Below are 16,815 nucleotides of genomic sequence, written 5' to 3' on the forward strand. Positions count from 1 at the left end.
CGGACGCGCCCCGCAGCGTATGACCATGCTGGTCGAGCAGGGCCCTGCCGTCGGGCGAGAGGTGAGCCTGCCACTGATCATCGGTCGGCGCCCCTGCCCGAGGTCCCACACCTGCTACTCGGACCGGCCCAGCGCCCCGAAGGCGAGCCGCCCCGAGCAACTACTCGCCGTCTCAGGCCGCAGGGGCAGCACGTACGACGTGGCCCGCGCTACGAAAGGCTGGGTTATGTCGCGTACGACCGTCAGCCGGATTCCTGGGACGAGCAAGCCCCTGATGGATCGTTGCGCCGCTACGAAACGATGTGCACGTTGATGCGGAAGGAACTCGCGTAGGCTCAGTCACCTTCGCTGGATCTGTCAGCGGACGCGTCGTCCCAGGTCATGTCGTCATCAGATCCGGGCGCCGTCCTCCAGGGCTGTCGGCCACGGCGGAGGCTTCCACCTCAGAGCCAGCCGAGCTGTGGTCGCGGAGCGGTCTCACCGCACCCAGTTCGCTCCGCGGCTCGGACGCCGTGATCACACCAGCCACAGCGAGATCGTCTCAGCGACAGCATGGAACGATGACCACCGTGTCAGGTCAGGTCTGGGTGACACTCATATCGCTGGGCGGCGTTGTCCTCGGAGGCGTGTTGTCCTACCTCGTTCAGCACAGTCCGGGTCTCCCGGGACGGCCGGATGTGGGACGAGCGGCCAAGGGACGAGTACCGGCCCGGCCCCGACCTGCTGCCGCTGATGTCGCACGCGTACCCGCCTTGCGCCTGCCCACGGTGCCACCGTGAGGGCTGAACCGATGTGCTCGGCCGGTCAGGCGCCGGCGACGGCGCGGGTGTGGGACGCGGTTCCGGGACCACGCGGGGCCGCTCACTGGTCGATCGCGGCAAACAGGACCGGTACAACCAGGCGGCACGACCTGGCTGGTAACTTGCCCCCATGACGGTGGCATTGATCGACTCAGGGTTTGGACTCCTTTCCACTACGGGCTGGCTTCGGCACCTCGCCCCGGAACTCGATCTGCTTCTGCTGCTGGACCCCGACGGCGCTCCCTGGGGATCGAGAACAGCCTCCTTCGTTACGGACCGCATGTTCACCGCCGCTCAATTGGCCGTCCAGCGGGGCGCGGAGGCCATCGTGGTCCCGTGCAACACCGCCACCGTCACCGCGATCGACGCTCTGCGCGAGAGGTTCGAACCGCGCGTGCCCGTGATCGGAACCGTGCCCGCCGTGAAATCGGCCGCAGCAACCGGCCAAGCCATCGCCGTGTGGGCAACCGTCCGGACCACGTCGAGTGACTACCAGGATCGCCTGATCGCGGACTACGCGAACGGCATGCCTGTCGCGCGTGTCGCATGCCCCGGTCTGGCCGAGGCGATCGACCAGGGCGACATGGCCGCGGTAGCGGAAGCGATTGCCGACGCAGCCGAGCGAACCCCCGAGAATTGCGACTCCGTGGTGCTGGGATGCACGCACTACCCCCTGGTGGCGCCGGAGATTCTGCAGAGCCTGCCCGCCGGGACCACCCTGTACGACAGCGCGGAGGCAGTCGCTCGCCAAACACTGCGGCGATTGGACCGAACCGGGGCCCCGCACAGCACCATGGGCTCCATCGACGTGGTACTCAGCGGTCGCCGCGGAAGCCTCCCGGTAGGCGCCCACGCCTACCCGGTGGGCCGTGCCCTTGCCGCAGCAGGGCCAGTCCCCCGCGACGTTCTCATCTCCGCCGTAACTCGTTCCCCGATGGCTGCACCGGCGATCTGAGCAAGCCCCAGATCCTCTGTAGCTGTGCAACTCGGGCCAACAAGCTGAAGAGCCCCGACGGCTCGGTGGAGCTCACCGCCGACAACCTCACCGGCAAGGGCAAGGGGGACGACGAGTCGGTCCTCATCGACCGCTCCGAAGTGCTCGTCACCTGCGACGAGATCGTCTTCCCGGTCTCGATCCACGACGCCGACAACCAGGTGCAGACTTTCGACCAGGTCAGCAACGCGTTCATGCGCGTGGGGAACCAGCCGACGGCCAGGAGCTCGCCCGCTATGACGTCAGCGAAGACGCGTCCACGGAGACGGCGATGCTCTTCGGCGAGGTCCACCGGCACGGCGGCGGGCGGAAGTTCCGCGCCGTTGGCTCCGGGGTATGTGTCAGGGCTGCGAGGCATCGCTCTAGACTTCAGGGTCAATATTTCGTAAAGCCAGGTACGGCGCGGGGGAGCCCCGTACAAAACGATTGGGTAGCCAGTGCTTTTGAAAACGTTCGGCTGGTCGTTCGCGGTCACCGCGCTCGGCCTGATCGCGGCGGTGTTCTACGGGGGGTGGACCGGCTTCGGGATCGTGGCGATCCTGTCCATCCTCGAGATCTCGGTGTCCTTCGACAACGCCGTGGTCAACGCCGGGATCCTGAAGAAGATGAATGCCTTCTGGCAGAAGATCTTCCTCACCATCGGTGTCCTGATCGCGGTCTTCGGCATGCGTCTGGTCTTCCCGGTCGTGATCGTCGCCATCAGTGCCAAGATCGGTCCGATCGAAGCGGTACGGCTCGCGGTCGACGACAAGGACACGTACGAGCAGCTGGTGACCGACGCCCACCCGTCGATCGCAGCCTTCGGTGGCATGTTCCTGTTGATGATCTTCCTCGACTTCATCTTCGAGGACCGGGAGATCAAGTGGCTCGGCTGGCTGGAGCGTCCGCTCGCCAAGCTCGGCAAGGTCGACATGCTCTCCGTCTGCATCGCGCTCATCGTGCTGCTCGTCTCCGCGATGACCTTCGCCACCAACGCCCACCAGCACGGCGGCATTCATGCGGACAAGACGGAGACGGTCCTGATCGCCGGCATCGCGGGCTTGATCACCTATCTGATCGTCGGCGGCCTCTCCAGCTACTTCGAGAACAAGCTCGAGGAAGAGGAGGAGCGCGAGCACGAGGCCGAGGAAGAGGCCAAGACGAGCGGCAAGAAGGTCCCGGCCGTCGTGATGGCCGGCAAAGCCGCGTTCTTCATGTTCCTCTACCTGGAGGTCCTGGACGCGTCCTTCTCCTTCGATGGCGTCATCGCCGCCTTCGCGATCACCAACGACATCGTCCTGATGTCGCTCGGCCTCGGCATCGGCGCGATGTACGTCCGCTCGCTCACGGTCTACCTGGTCCGCCAGGGCACCCTCGACGACTACGTCTACCTGGAGCACGGCGCGCACTACGCGATCGGCGCCCTCGCCGTGATCCTGCTCGTCACCATCCAGTACGAGATCCACGAGGTCATCACGGGGCTCGTCGGCGTCGTCCTGATCGCCTGGTCCTTCTTCTCCTCGATCCAGCGCAACCGCAGGCTGGCGGCGGCCCAGGAAATGGATACGGGGTCCAACGCGAAGGCTGAGGTCTCCTCCGGCGTCTGAGCCGGGCCGCCAGCACGGGCCGCGGGGCCGCCGCCAGGCGGACGGTGTCCTCTCCGAAATCCCACCGGTGGCCGACCACCGTCCTGGAAGGGGCGTTCAGGAATGGGAGAGATACGTCCTGCGGCCCTCCGCGGCCCGTGCAAAGCATCACCGACCCGGAGTTTCGTCGGGGCGGTGGGCCTCGAACCGGCCGAACGTGGTCGGCACCTTGGCCAGTAGGTGTCGGCCGGCGGTGCTGTCCTGGACGTGAGGATCCTCGCCCGCGCCGCCGCCGGGGGGCCGATGTCATGCGAGGGGCCTGTAGGGCCGCGCCTCCTGCGGCGGCCCTACATGACGCGGTTCGCGGCGCGATCACCGGCCATGTCCACCCGGCTGCGGCCCGTGAGCTGCCCAAGTCGAGGCTTCGCCCCACCCAGGGTCAGCTTCAGCATGCAGAACTCGTGCCCCTGGTCGAAGCGCGAGCGGGATAGCGCTGTGTGGCCTCGACCGTCAGGTCACCACCCTCGGTGTCGACCTTGATCCTGTTGGGTGAGCCGTCGGTGCCCCGGCCGATGGCCGCCGTTGCCGCCCGGCAGCCGGGGGAGATGCCGGGCGGCGGGAGGTCACAGCAGGTGGACGACGGAGTCGCCGCCGCACAGATCGGCGCCGAGGATCTGTTGGCCGAGTGCGGGCAGGATCATCCCGTGGCGGGTTCCGACCTCGCAGTCCCGCCAGAGCCGCTGGACGGGGTTGGTCTCGGCGAAGGCGGCGGCGCCCTGGGCGTCCAGGAGCAGCTCGATGGCCTCGCGGCTGTGGCGCAGGGCCCAGCCGCAGTCCATCCGGATCCGCGCCCGCTCGTGCGTGGGCAGCAGCCGGTGGTGTCGGGCGTGGTCGTCGGCGACGCCGGCTGATCGCATCAGGTGGAGCTCGGCTGTGTCGACCTTGGCCTGTGCCTCGGCGACCTGGAGCTGGACGACGGGGGAGTCACGTAAGTGTTCCACCGTGGTGAAGGTCATGCGCTTCCCGGACCTGATCTGGTCAAGCGTCAGTTCGAGGGCCCCTTTGGCCATGCCGATGAAGGCGCCGGCGACGTAGAGGATCAACGCCGCGGCGAAGCCTGTGCGGTAGAGGGCGCCGTCGACGTCCGGGAGAGCACGGCCCGCGTCGACCTCGGCCACGTTGAGGATCCTGTGCCGGGGGATGAAGAGGTCCCGCCCGACGAGCGTGTTGCTGCCGCTGGCGCGCATCCCCGCCATATGCCAGGTGTCCTTGATCTCCAGTTCGTCGATCGGGACCAGCCCCAGACCCGGAGTCGTCGGCGCTCCGTCCTCGAAGACGGGAACGCCCACCAGGGCCCAGTCGGCATGCAGGGAGCCGGTGGCGTAGGGCCATTCTCCGGAGACCCGGAGACCGCCGTGGTCGGGCCGCGCCTGGGAGGGCAGGGAGACCACGCAGCAGAAGCGCGGCTCCCGGCCGGCGGCCCAGATCTCGTCCATCGCCTGCTTCGGCAGGAGACCGGCCATCCACTGGCAGGCGGCCATGATGCCGACCGTCCAGCCCGTGCTCCCGCAGCCGCGGCCGATCTCGGCGGCCGCCCTGGCGAACACCGACAGACTGCGCTGCTCACCGCCGTAGACGCTGGGGCGGCTGGCGGAGAAGAGGCCCTTGTCCGCCAGTGCGGCGAGGACCGCGTCCGGAATCCTGCGCTCGCGTTCGGCTTCCGCGGCGTTGGCGCGCAGCAGGGGGACCAGGGACGCGGCCCCTTGGACGAACGCCTGGTCGCTCGGGGTCAGGTGGACGGTCATGCGGGTCGGCCTCCTTGATCGGCGCCCGGTCCGGTGGCCGGCTGGCCGGCTTGTCCTCCCGGGCACGTGGGCGGTCGGTCTCCGGTGGCCTGTCGTTCCGCGTGGACGGCCAGTTCCCGGACGAACTCGTTGAGGAACTCCTGCATGTAGCGGTGCCAGTAGCGGCCGCGCCCGGGCACTTTGACGTGGAAGGAGAGGTCCCAGCGAATCCGGCCCGGGTGCACGGTCGCCAGGCCCTCGTAGCCGAAGAAGGGCAGGCCGGACAGGAGTCGGTAGCGCAGCAGCCGGTGGGCCCGCACCTCGAGGATCTCGGCGCGGGTGGTACGGCCTCTGAAGGCGAAGCGACGGACGGCTCCCGGGCCCTCCCGGCCGTCGACGCCTTCCCGTTCCAGGCTGGAGGCGTCGACGGAGGAGCACCAGTCGGGCCAGGTGGCGCCGTGACGATGACGTGAGCGTTGGTCCCGCTGAAACCGAAGCTCGACACCCCCGCGAGCCGGGTGCCCGAGTCGACCGGCCAGGGCATGCACTCGACCGGTACGAACAGCCGGGAGCCGGTCGCGTCGATCCGCGGGTTCCATCCTGTGAAGTGCAGCGTCGGGACCACGGTCGCGCGCTGTACGCGCAGCACCGCCTTGATGAGCCCGGCGATCCCCGCCGCGGCTTCGAGGTGGCCCCTCGGCCAACAGATTCCACAACTCAGCGCCCTCGGTCACCCCACCCGGCGTACGGAGGCCCATGCCGATGAAGGCGATCGGCTCAACGGGAGCGCATGAGTCTCGGGTACGGCGATCTCGGGGCAACGGCAACGTCACTCCTCATCAATGATCACGCTCACGCAGATGCGTCGAAGCCCCGGCGGTCGGTGGTCGGGTCCACGACGGGTGGCATTCCGGACCGGACGTTCACAGCGCGCTGGACGGCGAGGTGAATCCGCGACAACCCGACGGGGAAGGAATCTCCCCTGTGGTCTGTGAGTCCGTGCCTCCGTCCGTAGCGGATGTATCCGTCTGCCTTTCCCTCGCAACAGGGGCGAGTCCCTGTTCGAGGTGCGCGCCGCCGCTGATCACCTTAGGGAGGCGTCCAACGTGGGGAACAGAACGCGAACCGGCCATTCCCGCATTCCCTCGCCGAGAGGATGAGCGTCCCCCGTTCAATCGTTGAGTTCCGCACGGCCGGATCTACTGTCGGCGACGGCTGAAAAGTGGACCAGTAGCGACGCTTGAAAGTTGACCCCCTCCAGGGGTCTGGCTCGTTGAGCCAGGCCGGGAGGAGTGGTGATCAGCGTGGAGGACTGGGCGGAGATCCGTCGGCTTCACCGGGCCGAGCAGATGCCGGTGCGGGCGATCGCAAGGAAGCTGGGGATCTCGAGGAACACCGTCCGCAGGGCGATCGCGGACGACGCGCCGCCGAAGTACCAGCGGGCGCCGAAGGGCTCCATCGTGGACGCGGTCGAGCCGCAGATCCGCGAACTGCTCGAGCAGTGGCCGGAGATGCCCGCGACGGTGATCGCCGAGCGGATCGGCTGGGACCGCGGGCTGACGGTGCTCAAGGACCGGGTCCGAGACCTGCGGCCGGCCTATCGGCCCGCGGATCCAGCCTCGCGGACGGTCTATGAGCCGGGCGAGATCGGCCAGTGCGACCTGTGGTTCCCGCCCGCCGACATCCCGCTCGGCTTCGGGCAGGTCGGGCGGCCGCCGGTGCTGGTCATGGTCGCGGGCTACTCGCGGTGGATCACCGCCCGGATGCTGCCCTCCAGGTCGGCGGCCGACTTGATCGCCGGGCACTGGCGGCTGCTGACCGAGCTGGGCGCCGTCCCACGGGTGCTGGTCTGGGACAACGAGGGTGCTGTGGGCTCCTGGCGGTCCGGGGGACCTCAACTGACCGACGAGTTTGCCGCGTTCGCCGGGCTGCTGGGCATCAAGTTCCTGCTCTGCAAGCCCCGGGATCCGGAGGCCAAGGGGCTGGTCGAACGGGCCAACGGCTATCTGGAGACGTCGTTCCTGCCCGGGCGGGTGTTCACCTCGCCGGCCGATTTCAACATTCAGCTCGCCGACTGGCTGACCAAGGCCAACCGGCGCATTCACCGCAGCCTGCAGGCTCGTCCGGCGGACCGGCTGGAAGCGGACCGCTCCCGGATGCTGGCCCTGCCGCCGGTCGCCCCGCCGGGCTGGTGGAAGGCATCGCTGCGGCTGCCCCGGGACCACTACGTCCGCCTGGACACCTGCGACTACTCGGTGCATCCACTGGCCGTCGGCCGCCGCATCGAAGTCACCGCGGACCTGGACCAGGTCCTGGTGACCTGCGACGGCGTCGAGGTCGCCCGGCATGCCCGCAGCTGGGCTCGCCACCAGACCATCACCGACCCGGACCACGCGGCCGCTGCCGCAGCCGCACGGAAGAAGGCTGCCAGCACGAAGGCGGCGCCAGTGGACGTGACGGAGGTCGAGGAACGGTCGCTGGAGACCTACGACCGGATCTTCGGTGTCATCGACGGCGGGCTGAGCACGGGCGAAGGGGCAGCGTGATGAGCACGAAGAACGGCACGAACCAGGCCCGGACCAGCCGCGACGTCGGCTCCGAACTGATTTATCTGACCAAGGCGTTGAAAGCCCCGGCCCTGCGGGATGCGGCAGCACGGCTCGCCGAACGGGCCCGCGACGAGAGCTGGAGCCACGAGGAGTATCTGGCCGCATGCCTGCAGCGGGAGGTCGCCGCCCGCGACTCCCACGGCGCCGAGGGACGCATCCGCGCGGCCCGTTTCCCCTCTCGCAAGTCGCTGGAGGACTTCGACTTCGACCATCAGCGGTCGGTGAAACGCGAGGTCATCGCCCATCTGGGGACGCTGGACTTTGTCGTCGGGAAGGAGAACGTGATCTTCCTGGGGCCGCCTGGCACCGGCAAGACCCACCTCGCCACCGGCCTCGGCATCCGGGCCTGCCAGGCCGGCCACCGGGTCGCCTTCGCCACCGCCGCCCAGTGGGTCACCCGCCTCGCCGAAGCCCACCAAGCAGGCCGGCTCAGCGACGAGCTGACCCGCCTGGGCCGGATCCCGCTGATCGTGGTCGACGAAGTGGGCTACATCCCCTTCGAACCCGAGGCAGCGAACTTGTTCTTCCAGTTCATCTCGGGCCGCTACGAACGCGCCTCGGTGATCGTGACCAGCAACAAGCCCTTCGGACGCTGGGGCGAGGTCTTCGGTGACGACACCGTCGCCGCCGCGATGATCGACCGCCTCGTCCACCACGCTGAAGTGATCTCGCTGAAGGGCGACAGCTACCGCATGCGCGGCCGAGACCTCGGACGGGTTCCCGCGGCCAACAGCGGGGAATGACCAACATCAACTGAGCAGTGGGGGGTCACTTTTCACCCGTCGGATGTGGGTCACGATTCACGCGTCGCCGACAATCTACCGCATCGCCGCGTTCAGGAGGTGGAAACCTGTTTCGGCGACTGCTTGGTTCGACCTCCTCCGACCTCGAAGCCGTCCTCAAGGAACGTTGACGAAATGATTCTCGTGAGGTGACTCGGCCCAGGGGATCCCGCGAGCCGTGATGAGTCTGCGGCGTCCGGCGGTCGTACTGTCGAAACCCGTTACCGAGGAGGACTTTGATGCGCAGCGTGACCTATTCGATGGGCGTCTCACTTGACGGCTACATCGTCGGGCCGGATGGCGATTTCAACTGGACGGAGCCCGACGAGGAGGTCTTTCGCTTCTGGATCGACGAGATTCGAGAGGTCGGCGTCCATCTGCTGGGACGACGGCTGTACGAGACGATGTTGTACTGGGAGACCGCCGACCAGGATCCCTCGCTCGACGACTCGATGCTCGAGTGGGCCGCGATCTGGAATCCGCTCCCCAAGGTGGTGTTCTCCACCACGCTGTCGGCGGTGCAGGGCAATGCCCGCCTGGCCTCCGGCGGCCTGGCGGAGGAGATCGAGCGGTTGCGAGCCGAGCCGGGGGAGGGCGACATCGCGATCGGCGGCGCGACTCTCGCCGCCGACGCGGCCGCGTTGGGTCTGATCGACGAGTACCGGGTCGTGGTCCACCCGGTGCTGGTTGGTGGTGGCATTCCGTTCTTTCCCCAACGCGAGCGCCGGGTGGATCTCGAACTCGTCGAGACCCGCACCTTCAGCTCAAGAGTCGTCTATCTCCGCTACCGCGTGGCGCGTTAAGGCCTGTCTGACAAACGATCACCTGGCTGGTTCGCGGAGCCAGAGGATGAGGGAGGCCAGGACGACTCCGGCGCGGTGGCGGTCGGAGAGTTTGTCGAAGCGGGTGGCGATCGCGCGGAACTGCTTGAGGCGGGCGAAGCATCGTTCGACCACGTTGCGGTCGCGGTAGATGACCTTGTCGAAGGTGGGTGGTCTACCGCCGAGGGCTCCGCGCCGGCGGCGGTTGGCCGTCTGGTCGTGGCGTTCGGGGATCGTGGTGGCGATGCCCCGACGCCGCAGCAGGTGACGGATCGCCCGGCTCGAGTAGGCCTTGTCGCCCAGGACCCGGTCCGGTGTCGTGCGCGGGCGGCCCGTGGCAGCACGTGGGACGCGGATCTCCCCCCGCGTCAAGGTCCGTCCCGAACTGGAGAAGGCGTTCAAGCTCGCGTACGACATCCGCGAGGCCGCCCCGGACCAGCCGGTCATCCTCACCGTCCGGGTCACACCCCAACGTCTGGGGTCCCATGGTGCAGCCGGTGGGCCCAGGCGAGCCGGCCGGCGGTCCTGGCGTCGATGGCGGCATCTTGACCATCTACTAGTTAGCTGCCATATTACTTTTCATGAAGGACGAGGACGCCATGCTCGGTGCCGCACCCACGCTCGATCAGGCACGGAAGCAGATCGAGCGGTACGGGCTTGACGCCGACCCGCAGGCGGTGCTCGTCGCGGTGCGGCTGATGGCGGCCGGGGCGCGCCTGGACCGGGCTTCGGAAGTGCACTTCTCGCGTTCCGGGCTGTCGACCGGGCGCTACCGCCTGCTGGTGGACCTCGAGGACGGCGGCGGAGAGAAGTCGCCGTCGGGGCTCGCGAGGAGCCTTGGCGTCTCGCGTGCAACCGTGACCGGCCTGGTCGGCGGGCTTGAGCGGGAGGGCCTGGTGGCTCGCCGTGCCTCCGCGGAGGATGGTCGGGGTGCGGTGGTGGTGCTCACCGCACGCGGCGCCCAGCGGCTGCGCGACATGGCGGCGGACCACTTCTCGCGACTCGAGGCGCTGGTCGACGGACTGAGTGTCGACGAGCGAGGGCTGTTCCTGGACCTCCTGGGGCGGATCACTCGGCGGATCGGCGCGCTGACCGCCGAGTAGTTCCATCGCGTCGCGCGAACGGTCGCCCGGCCTTGGCCAGGCGGCGGTCCCTTCATGCCCCAATAGTTAGCTCCCTAATTAATATTCAAGTAGTTAGCTACCTAATCATCAGAGGAGTCTCGTGAGCCCTCCCCATGGAACCTCCGCACCCGGACCCGCCACGCGCTCGTTCACCCTGTGGAAGGAAGTCGCGGTCGCCTACGTGTCCCCGGCGATCACCGCAGGGCTCGGTGGCGCCCTCAGCGGGCAGCCCGAACTGACCAGGGCCGCTCCCACCTCCATCGGGGCCACGTCCGCCCTGGTTGCCTGCGTCGTCGGCGCGTGGCTGCACCGCCATGGCCGGCCGCCCCGCCAGTGGACGACCTCGGCGCCGCGACTGGCACTCACCCTCGGGCTCGCCGGTGCGGCGGCCGCAGTCGCGGCCGTGGGCGGGTGGTGCGCATCCGACTGGCTGCCGTCCCACACACCGGTGCCCGACGCCGGATGGCTGGAGCGCTTGCGGATCGATCTGCCGTTGTCAGCCGCTCTGGCCGCAGCCATCGTCACCTGGCGGTGGCGCGGCGCGGCATCACGGCAGCGGACGTGACCTCGACCCTCCTCAGCCCTGTTTCCAGCCCCACAACCGTGAAAGGAACACCGTGATCACCATCATGGGCGCAACCGGTGCCACCGGCGGCGCGCTGCTCCGGCGGCTCACCGGGCTCGGCATCCCCTGCCGCGCCGTCACCCGCACCCCCGAGGCCCTGCGCGCCACCACCGGCGCGGGAACGCCGGTCGAGATCGCCGGCGCGGACGCCGCGGACCCCCGCACACTCCGCGACGTCCTGGAAGGATCCACACAGTTGTTCCTCGCCATGGCCAACAGCCCTCGTCAAGTCGAGCTCGAGACCAACGTCATGGACGCCGCGGTCGCGTGCGGGGTACGGCACGTGGTCAAACTCTCCGCCCCGGCAGCCGAGCCGGCCTCACCGGTAGCCGTCTCGCGTGGGCACTGGCGGGTCGAGGAACACCTGGCGGCAACCGGCATGACGGCTACGCTGCTCCGACCGTACGCCTTCATGCAGAAGCTGCTCCTGAACGCGCCGGCGGTCGCCGACGGCGTGCTCATGGGGGCGATGCGCGACGCCCCCTGCAACTACGTCGACGTCCGGGACATCGCCGACGTCGCCGCCGAAACCCTCCTCCGCCCCGGCCTTGCCGGCGCCACATACACCCTGACGGGCCCGCAGGCATTCAGCCACCCCGAACTCGCCCGTCTGCTCGGGGAGCTGGTGGGCCGTCCGGTCCGCTACATCGACCTGCCGCCGAACGAGTTCCACCGCCATCTGGTGTCGACCGCAGGCATGCCACCCTGGCTCGCCGACCACGTGGTGGAGATCCAGCAACTGGCCCTGGCCCGCCCGGAAGCACCCAACGACACCCTCGAGACCGTCCTCGGGCGCCCCGCCAGGACGCTCCACGACTTCATTCGCGAGCATCTGCACGCGTTCACCACGACCACTTGACCGGCGGCTCGACCACCTTGGCGCCAACCGGGGGCGGGCCCGTTCCCGGTCCGGGCCGAACGCCTCCGCCGGCCGCGCGCCGCCGTGCAGCGGGCCCGGATCCCGGTGCACTTCCCGCCAGCCCGTGCCGGCTCGGCCGGTTCCCGGTGGACGCGCAGCCGCCCTAATTCAGCCGGCTCGTCCGCCGAGCCCTGAGCGCATGTCTGACAATTGATCTTGTGCTGCTGACCGGCGCCGGCCAGACGGTCCTGGTCGCGCCGCACGACCTGTCGCTCGCCGCCTGGTACTGGCGACCCGCTGCCCGGTCGCCCGTGCGCCGCGGCAGCCGGCCACATCAAGGCCATCTCATCCACGACCAGCTGTCACAGGGCGCTATTAGGCTGAGCGCATGTTCGAACGCAAGACGAGGAGGACGCGGACGGTGCTGCCTGCTTACGCGGTCGAGGTGGGAACCGAACCGCTGGTCCGTCCGGCGCGGAACTCGGTGGGGGGCTGGCCCTTCCTCGACCAGGCTCAGGACTGGCCCGAGTGCTTCTGTGGTGAGCGGATGGCTCTGTTCTTCCAGCTCGACATCCCCTGGGACGTGGAGCCTTTCGGCGGAGACCACCTCCTTGTCTTTCACTGCCGTGCGCACAACGACGCGTCCGACCCCCAGCTTGCTGATGGCCGGCTCGTACCGAAGTACTGGGACGCTCCGCAGCCGCCCTACCCGGCTCCGTTCTGGCGTGTACTGATCCAGAGCCGCGCGGCGCTGCCGACCCCGGAAGCCGAACCGTCCGTGTGCGCGCTGCCGCTGACTCTGCGGCCTTTCGTGGATTCCCCCAGGATCCCGAGTTTCAAGGTGGGCGGTACCCCGTCCTGGGCGCAGGATGCCGAGTACTACAGGTGCGCGTGCGGCGCGGACCTGGTGTATGTCTGCCAGGTTCCCGAGGGGGTAGACTTCGCTGTCCACCCCGGCCAGCCAGAACAGCCCTACAGCGTCCAGGCCGACACGTACTGGCTGTTCCTGGGCAACGAGGTCTACCTGCTGGCGTGCCCGGCCCGCTGCGATCCGGCGGCCGTCTGGCCGGTCAACCAGCACTGACGCCTCAGCATCACCGCCCCTGCCTCCCCCAGCGGTGCCCGTGCTCGTTCGGCCGTCGTGGAGGGCTCCCGGACGGCCCGATCACGCCGGATGTCCGGGGTACGTCCGGATGCGCGGGGATCACTCGGCTGTGGAGCCCAACGCGATGTCCGTGCCGTCACCATCCCAACCGGCCGGGCCGCGCCAGATGACGTTGACACGAAAGATGTCGCGGATCATGTCCGCAGACCAGTCCTCGGAGGGCGGCTCGGAGAGAACGAGATAGAGGCCGTCGGCAGGCGTGGGCAGCGTGTGGTTGATCTCGAGCAGCCGGGTCGCACCCGAGCGGAGGTCCGCGTAGGTCGAGCGGCCGGCGCCCAGGGCCTCGTAGAGGAAGAGACCGCGCTCGGTGACGCAGCTGACGTCGACGACCGGTGAGTCGGCCGGCTCGAGGTCCGCCCAGAGGAGCGACGCCTTCAGCGCGTGGCGGACCGCCTCGTGCTTCTTGCACATGCGGTCGGCCCCGGCAGCCGCCTCCAGTGCGCGAAGGAAGCCTTCCCTCGTGGTCGGGGCCGGTGTGGCGGAGATGGTGTCCGCAGTGGTCATCTGCGCTTCTTCCTTCTGGTCGGGTTGCTGCGGGGCGGGGGGCGCCGCGTCGACAGGGGCCGCGTCGTCGGGGGTGGCTTCGTCAGGCGCCGCGTCAGCGGAGTTCGGCTCCGTCGCGGTGGCGAAGCGTGCCCGAAGCTCTCGTCGCGCCTCGGCGAGGGGCCCTGCCCAGCCGGAAGCCGCCAGCTCCTCCGCGAGCCGGCCCCTGTCCAGGGTTCCGTCCTTGAGCGCGCGGTTGGTCGTCGCGGCGAGGTCGCGCAGAACCCCCAGCCTCTCTCTGCCGGGGTCGCCGAACAGGTGGAGTACGTCGACCCAGTCGGCCTGGTCCCGCCGGAGGATGCGATTGGCCATGCCCTGGAGCTCGGAGAGACGGCTGCGGGCGTCGGGAACGTCGCCGTCGCTCTCGGCCAGTTCTCCGAGCACGTCCAGCGCCGCGAGGTAGCGTCCCGCCATCCGCTCCGAGACGGGCGATCGGCCGCGCTGGTCGGCGGTGAGCACGATCTGGCTCGTCTCGTTGGAGAACACCCAGCAGTTCAGCTTCTCACCCCGCCGTGGGGGAACCGATCCGTGGCGAACGGTGAGGACGAGCGGTCGGTCCATCCCGGGGGACAGCGGCCTGACCTTGTAGCGACCGCCCGGGGCCCGGTCCACGACCTCGACCCTGACATCGGTGCCGACCCGGGGAAGCCGTCCCGCCGTGCCCTCCGCCCGGGCGTCGGAGACCGCCGGTGCCTCGTCGCCCCGGGAACCGGTGAGCGCCTCCGGCAGCGGGGCGGTGTGCAGGACGGTCAGGCTCTGGGTGCTGCGGGTGAGGGCCACGTACAGCTGGCGCAGTCCGGCGGGGCCACGGTCGGCGATCGTGGTGGGTTCGACGACCAGGACGTGGTCGTACTCCATGCCCTTGGCCTGTTCGGCGGCCAGCACGGACACGGCTTCGCGGTTCGACTCGTCGATGTCGCCGCCCTCGTCGATCCTGCGGCTGATCGCGTCCAACCAGTCCGAGTCGTCGGGGACGACGACGGCCACGGATCGGGGGGTCCTCCCGTCGCTGGTGTGCACGAGCCGGGCCACATGGGCGACGGTGTCGTCGAGGAGTTTCCACGGCTCGGTCGCCACGGTCCGCACGGCGTCCGCTCCCGCCTCGCGGACGGCCTGCGGGTACGGCAGGGACGGCGCGACCGCCCGTGCGAGAGGCGCGACGAACTCCATGATCTCGGCGGGGACGCGATAGCTGGTGTTGAGCTGGGCCACGCTCCAGTCGCCCTGGTCGGAGAGGAGCGCGCCGAGCAGGTCCCAGCTCGTCGGGATGTGGGCCCCCGTCGCCTGCGCGAGGTCGCCCAGGACGGTCATGGAACCGCCCACGGCACAGCGCCGTCGCAGGGCGCGCGCCTGCATGGGCGTGAGGTCCTGGGCCTCGTCGACGACGATGTGCCCGTACCGCCTCGGGGTGTCACCGCTGATCAGCACCCGGAGCTCTTCGAGACAGACGTGGTCGTCGAGAGTCCACGGATCGGCGTCGGCGCTGGCGGCGCGGGCCCGCGACAGGGCCGCCCGCTCGTCCTCGTCGAGGATGCCGTCGGCGCAGACGCGCAGCAGCTCGGCCGAGTCGTAGAGGCTGCGCAGGGCCTCCCGCGGGCCCGGTGACGGCCAGACGCGTTCGACGAGCCGCTCGACCCGGCGGTTGCGTTCCAGGTCGCGGCGGATCGTGCCGGCCTGCCCCCGGCGCGACGCGATGTCGGACAGCTCCTGGAGGAGCCGGTCGACGAACAGGCCGCGGAAGCGGTCGCGCCGCTCCCGGAAGGACCCGCCGCCACCGTGGGCCCGGGCGAGGAGGGCGAGAACCTCGGACTTCGGCACGCGCAGGGTCGTACTGCCCGCGGTGATGACGACCGCGGGCTCGTCGCCTTCGAAGGACGGCTCGACGGTGAGTCCGTCGAGGGCCTCGGGGCGGTAGTCGCTCTCGACGCGCCGTCTCAGCACGGCCGCCATGCGTTCGTCCGACTTCACGAGGCGCGCCCGCGGGGAGTCGGTGCCGAGGACTTCGCCCTCCCACAGGCGGTCCAGCTGGACGGCGTTGACGTCCCGGGTGCCGAGGGTGGGGAGGACCTGGCCGACGTAGTCGAGGAACCGCTGGTGGGGGCCGATGACGAGGATGTCCTGGGCCTTGAAGTGCTCGTTGTTGACGAGCCAGGTCACGCGGTGGAGACCGACCGCCGACTTGCCGGTACCGGGGCCGCCCTGCACGACGAGGATGTCCGACGGCGAGCCGGTGACCAGCTCCATCTGGTCACGGCGGATGGTCTCGACGATGTCCCGCATCCGGCCGCCGCGCGACCGCTGGAGCTCCCGCAGGAGGAAGTCGTCCGGCTGGAGCGCCTTCCGGCGCTGGCGTCGTACGACGTCGCCGGGGGACGGCGAGCGTTCCGCCCCCGGCGTGGCGGGGGAGGTGTCCGGCTTCTCCGCCCTGCTGTCGTCCTTGCTGTCGTCGGCGGCCTGCCGGGGCTCAGGTACGGCGGCGGGCTCGGGTTCGAGGCCGGCCGGAGGCACGGAGGTGGGTGTCACCGAAGAGATCTCGTCGAAGTAGCCCTCGACGACCTGCCGCGCGCAACGCAACCGCCGACGCAGGACCACCTCGCCCGGGTTCTCGGGCCTGGCCTCGATCCACTCCTTCGCCAGCGGGCTGGTCCAGAGCAGGACCACCGGCTCGTGCGAGGCGTCCTGCACGCCGCGGCGCCCGATGTACCAGGGACGAGGGTCTCCTCCCGGGTCCTCCGGCGCGTCGACGCGGGCGAAGACCAGGGCTTCGTCGCCGAGCCCTCCGTAAGCCTCCGCACGGGCCTCCGCCTCGACCCGGTTGGCGATCCCGTCCTTGCCGCTCGCCGACGCGGTGGCCGCCGAACCGCCGCTCAGCTCGGCCAGTTTCGTGGTGTAGCAGTCGTACGCGTGGTCCACCGCCCGCTGCTCGCCGGCGAGGATCTCGTCCCGAGTGGTGGTGCTCATGTGCGTCCTCCCTGCGGTGCCGGGGGACACCGCCACGGGCGTGTACCCGTACCCCGCTCAAACAACTATCAGAAACCAGACGGTGACGAACAGTCAGTGGATCACTGCCCGGACGAGCCGTCGATCTCGATCCGCCAGACGCGCACCTGGTCGGGGGTGGGCCCGAGCTCGTACAGGTGGAGG

Annotated in this window: 12 protein-coding genes and 4 pseudogenes; 11 read left to right on the forward strand and 5 right to left on the reverse strand. The window is 69.5% G+C overall.

All coding sequences use genetic code 11. The features are described 5' to 3' along the window. Positions 1-210 precede the first annotated feature (210 nt). The 4 genes and pseudogenes from LRS74_RS28465 to LRS74_RS28480 form a co-directional block, all read left to right on the forward strand. Positions 211-333: pseudogene (locus LRS74_RS28465) on the forward strand (GNAT family N-acetyltransferase); the annotation flags it as partial. 597 nt (positions 334-930) lie between these two features. Continuing rightward, positions 931-1,755, forward strand: a complete 825-nt coding sequence (locus LRS74_RS28470) for an aspartate/glutamate racemase family protein (RefSeq protein ID WP_277743665.1) — start codon at positions 931-933, stop codon at positions 1,753-1,755. A 38-nt stretch (positions 1,756-1,793) separates the two neighbouring features. Further along, a pseudogene (locus tag LRS74_RS28475) lies at positions 1,794-2,183 on the forward strand (TerD family protein); the annotation flags it as partial. Between the two features lie 48 nt (positions 2,184-2,231). After that, a complete protein-coding gene (locus tag LRS74_RS28480; RefSeq protein ID WP_277743666.1) occupies positions 2,232-3,380 on the forward strand; it encodes a DUF475 domain-containing protein in 1,149 nt (382 codons plus the stop codon). Positions 3,381-3,982: 602 nt separating this feature from the next. Here the strand turns inward: LRS74_RS28480 and LRS74_RS28485 are convergent. From LRS74_RS28485 to LRS74_RS28495, 3 genes and pseudogenes are all read right to left on the reverse strand, one after another. Then, positions 3,983-5,164, reverse strand: a complete 1,182-nt coding sequence (locus tag LRS74_RS28485) for an acyl-CoA dehydrogenase family protein (protein ID WP_277743667.1) — start codon at positions 5,162-5,164, stop codon at positions 3,983-3,985. Continuing rightward, complete coding sequence (locus tag LRS74_RS28490) at positions 5,161-5,742, reverse strand: SRPBCC family protein (RefSeq protein WP_347178168.1); 582 nt, start codon at positions 5,740-5,742, stop codon at positions 5,161-5,163. Before LRS74_RS28490 ends, LRS74_RS28485 begins: the two co-directional genes overlap by 4 nt. Continuing rightward, a pseudogene (locus tag LRS74_RS28495) lies at positions 5,631-5,864 on the reverse strand (hypothetical protein); the annotation flags it as partial. The gene LRS74_RS28490 and the pseudogene LRS74_RS28495, both read right to left, overlap by 112 nt. A gap of 574 nt (positions 5,865-6,438) precedes the next feature. On the opposite strand from LRS74_RS28495, the gene istA reads away from it, so the two are divergent. From istA to LRS74_RS28510, 3 genes are all read left to right on the forward strand, one after another. Beyond that, entirely contained in the window at positions 6,439-7,689 is a 1,251-nt protein-coding gene (istA, locus tag LRS74_RS28500) for an IS21 family transposase (protein WP_277738977.1), read from the forward strand. Continuing rightward, complete coding sequence (gene istB, locus LRS74_RS28505; protein ID WP_277738976.1) at positions 7,689-8,495, forward strand: IS21-like element helper ATPase IstB; 807 nt, start codon at positions 7,689-7,691, stop codon at positions 8,493-8,495. Before istA ends, istB begins: the two co-directional genes overlap by 1 nt. Positions 8,496-8,773: 278 nt before the next feature. Continuing rightward, entirely contained in the window at positions 8,774-9,337 is a 564-nt protein-coding gene (locus tag LRS74_RS28510) for a dihydrofolate reductase family protein (protein WP_277743668.1), read from the forward strand. On the opposite strand, the pseudogene LRS74_RS28515 reads toward LRS74_RS28510, so the two are convergent. Then, positions 9,334-9,715: pseudogene (locus LRS74_RS28515) on the reverse strand (transposase); the annotation flags it as partial. The gene LRS74_RS28510 and the pseudogene LRS74_RS28515 sit on opposite strands and share 4 nt — an antisense overlap. 221 nt (positions 9,716-9,936) lie before the next feature. Between LRS74_RS28515 and LRS74_RS28520 the strand changes: the two are divergent. The 4 genes from LRS74_RS28520 to LRS74_RS28535 all read left to right on the forward strand — a co-directional run bounded on the left by LRS74_RS28520 (position 9,937) and on the right by LRS74_RS28535 (position 13,047). After that, on the forward strand, positions 9,937-10,458 hold the full coding sequence (locus tag LRS74_RS28520; protein WP_277743669.1) for a MarR family transcriptional regulator: 522 nt from the start codon (positions 9,937-9,939) through the stop codon (positions 10,456-10,458). Between the two features lie 121 nt (positions 10,459-10,579). After that, on the forward strand, positions 10,580-11,044 hold the full coding sequence (locus tag LRS74_RS28525) for a hypothetical protein (RefSeq protein WP_277743670.1): 465 nt from the start codon (positions 10,580-10,582) through the stop codon (positions 11,042-11,044). Positions 11,045-11,096: 52 nt separating this feature from the next. Then, positions 11,097-11,963 carry an NmrA family NAD(P)-binding protein gene (locus LRS74_RS28530; protein ID WP_277743671.1) on the forward strand — a complete coding sequence of 289 codons (867 nt, stop codon included), beginning with the start codon at positions 11,097-11,099 and terminating at the stop codon, positions 11,961-11,963. Positions 11,964-12,351: 388 nt separating this feature from the next. After that, on the forward strand, positions 12,352-13,047 hold the full coding sequence (locus tag LRS74_RS28535) for a hypothetical protein (protein ID WP_277743672.1): 696 nt from the start codon (positions 12,352-12,354) through the stop codon (positions 13,045-13,047). 120 nt (positions 13,048-13,167) lie between these two features. Here the strand turns inward: LRS74_RS28535 and LRS74_RS28540 are convergent, their stop codons facing one another. Next, positions 13,168-16,632: an ATP-binding domain-containing protein gene (locus LRS74_RS28540; RefSeq protein WP_277743673.1), complete on the reverse strand. Its 3,465-nt coding sequence runs from the start codon at positions 16,630-16,632 to the stop codon at positions 13,168-13,170. Between the last annotated feature and the right edge of the window lie 183 nt (positions 16,633-16,815).

The sequence above is a fragment of the Streptomyces sp. LX-29 genome (genome assembly GCF_029541745.1).
Classification (GTDB): Bacteria; Actinomycetota; Actinomycetes; order Streptomycetales; family Streptomycetaceae; genus Streptomyces.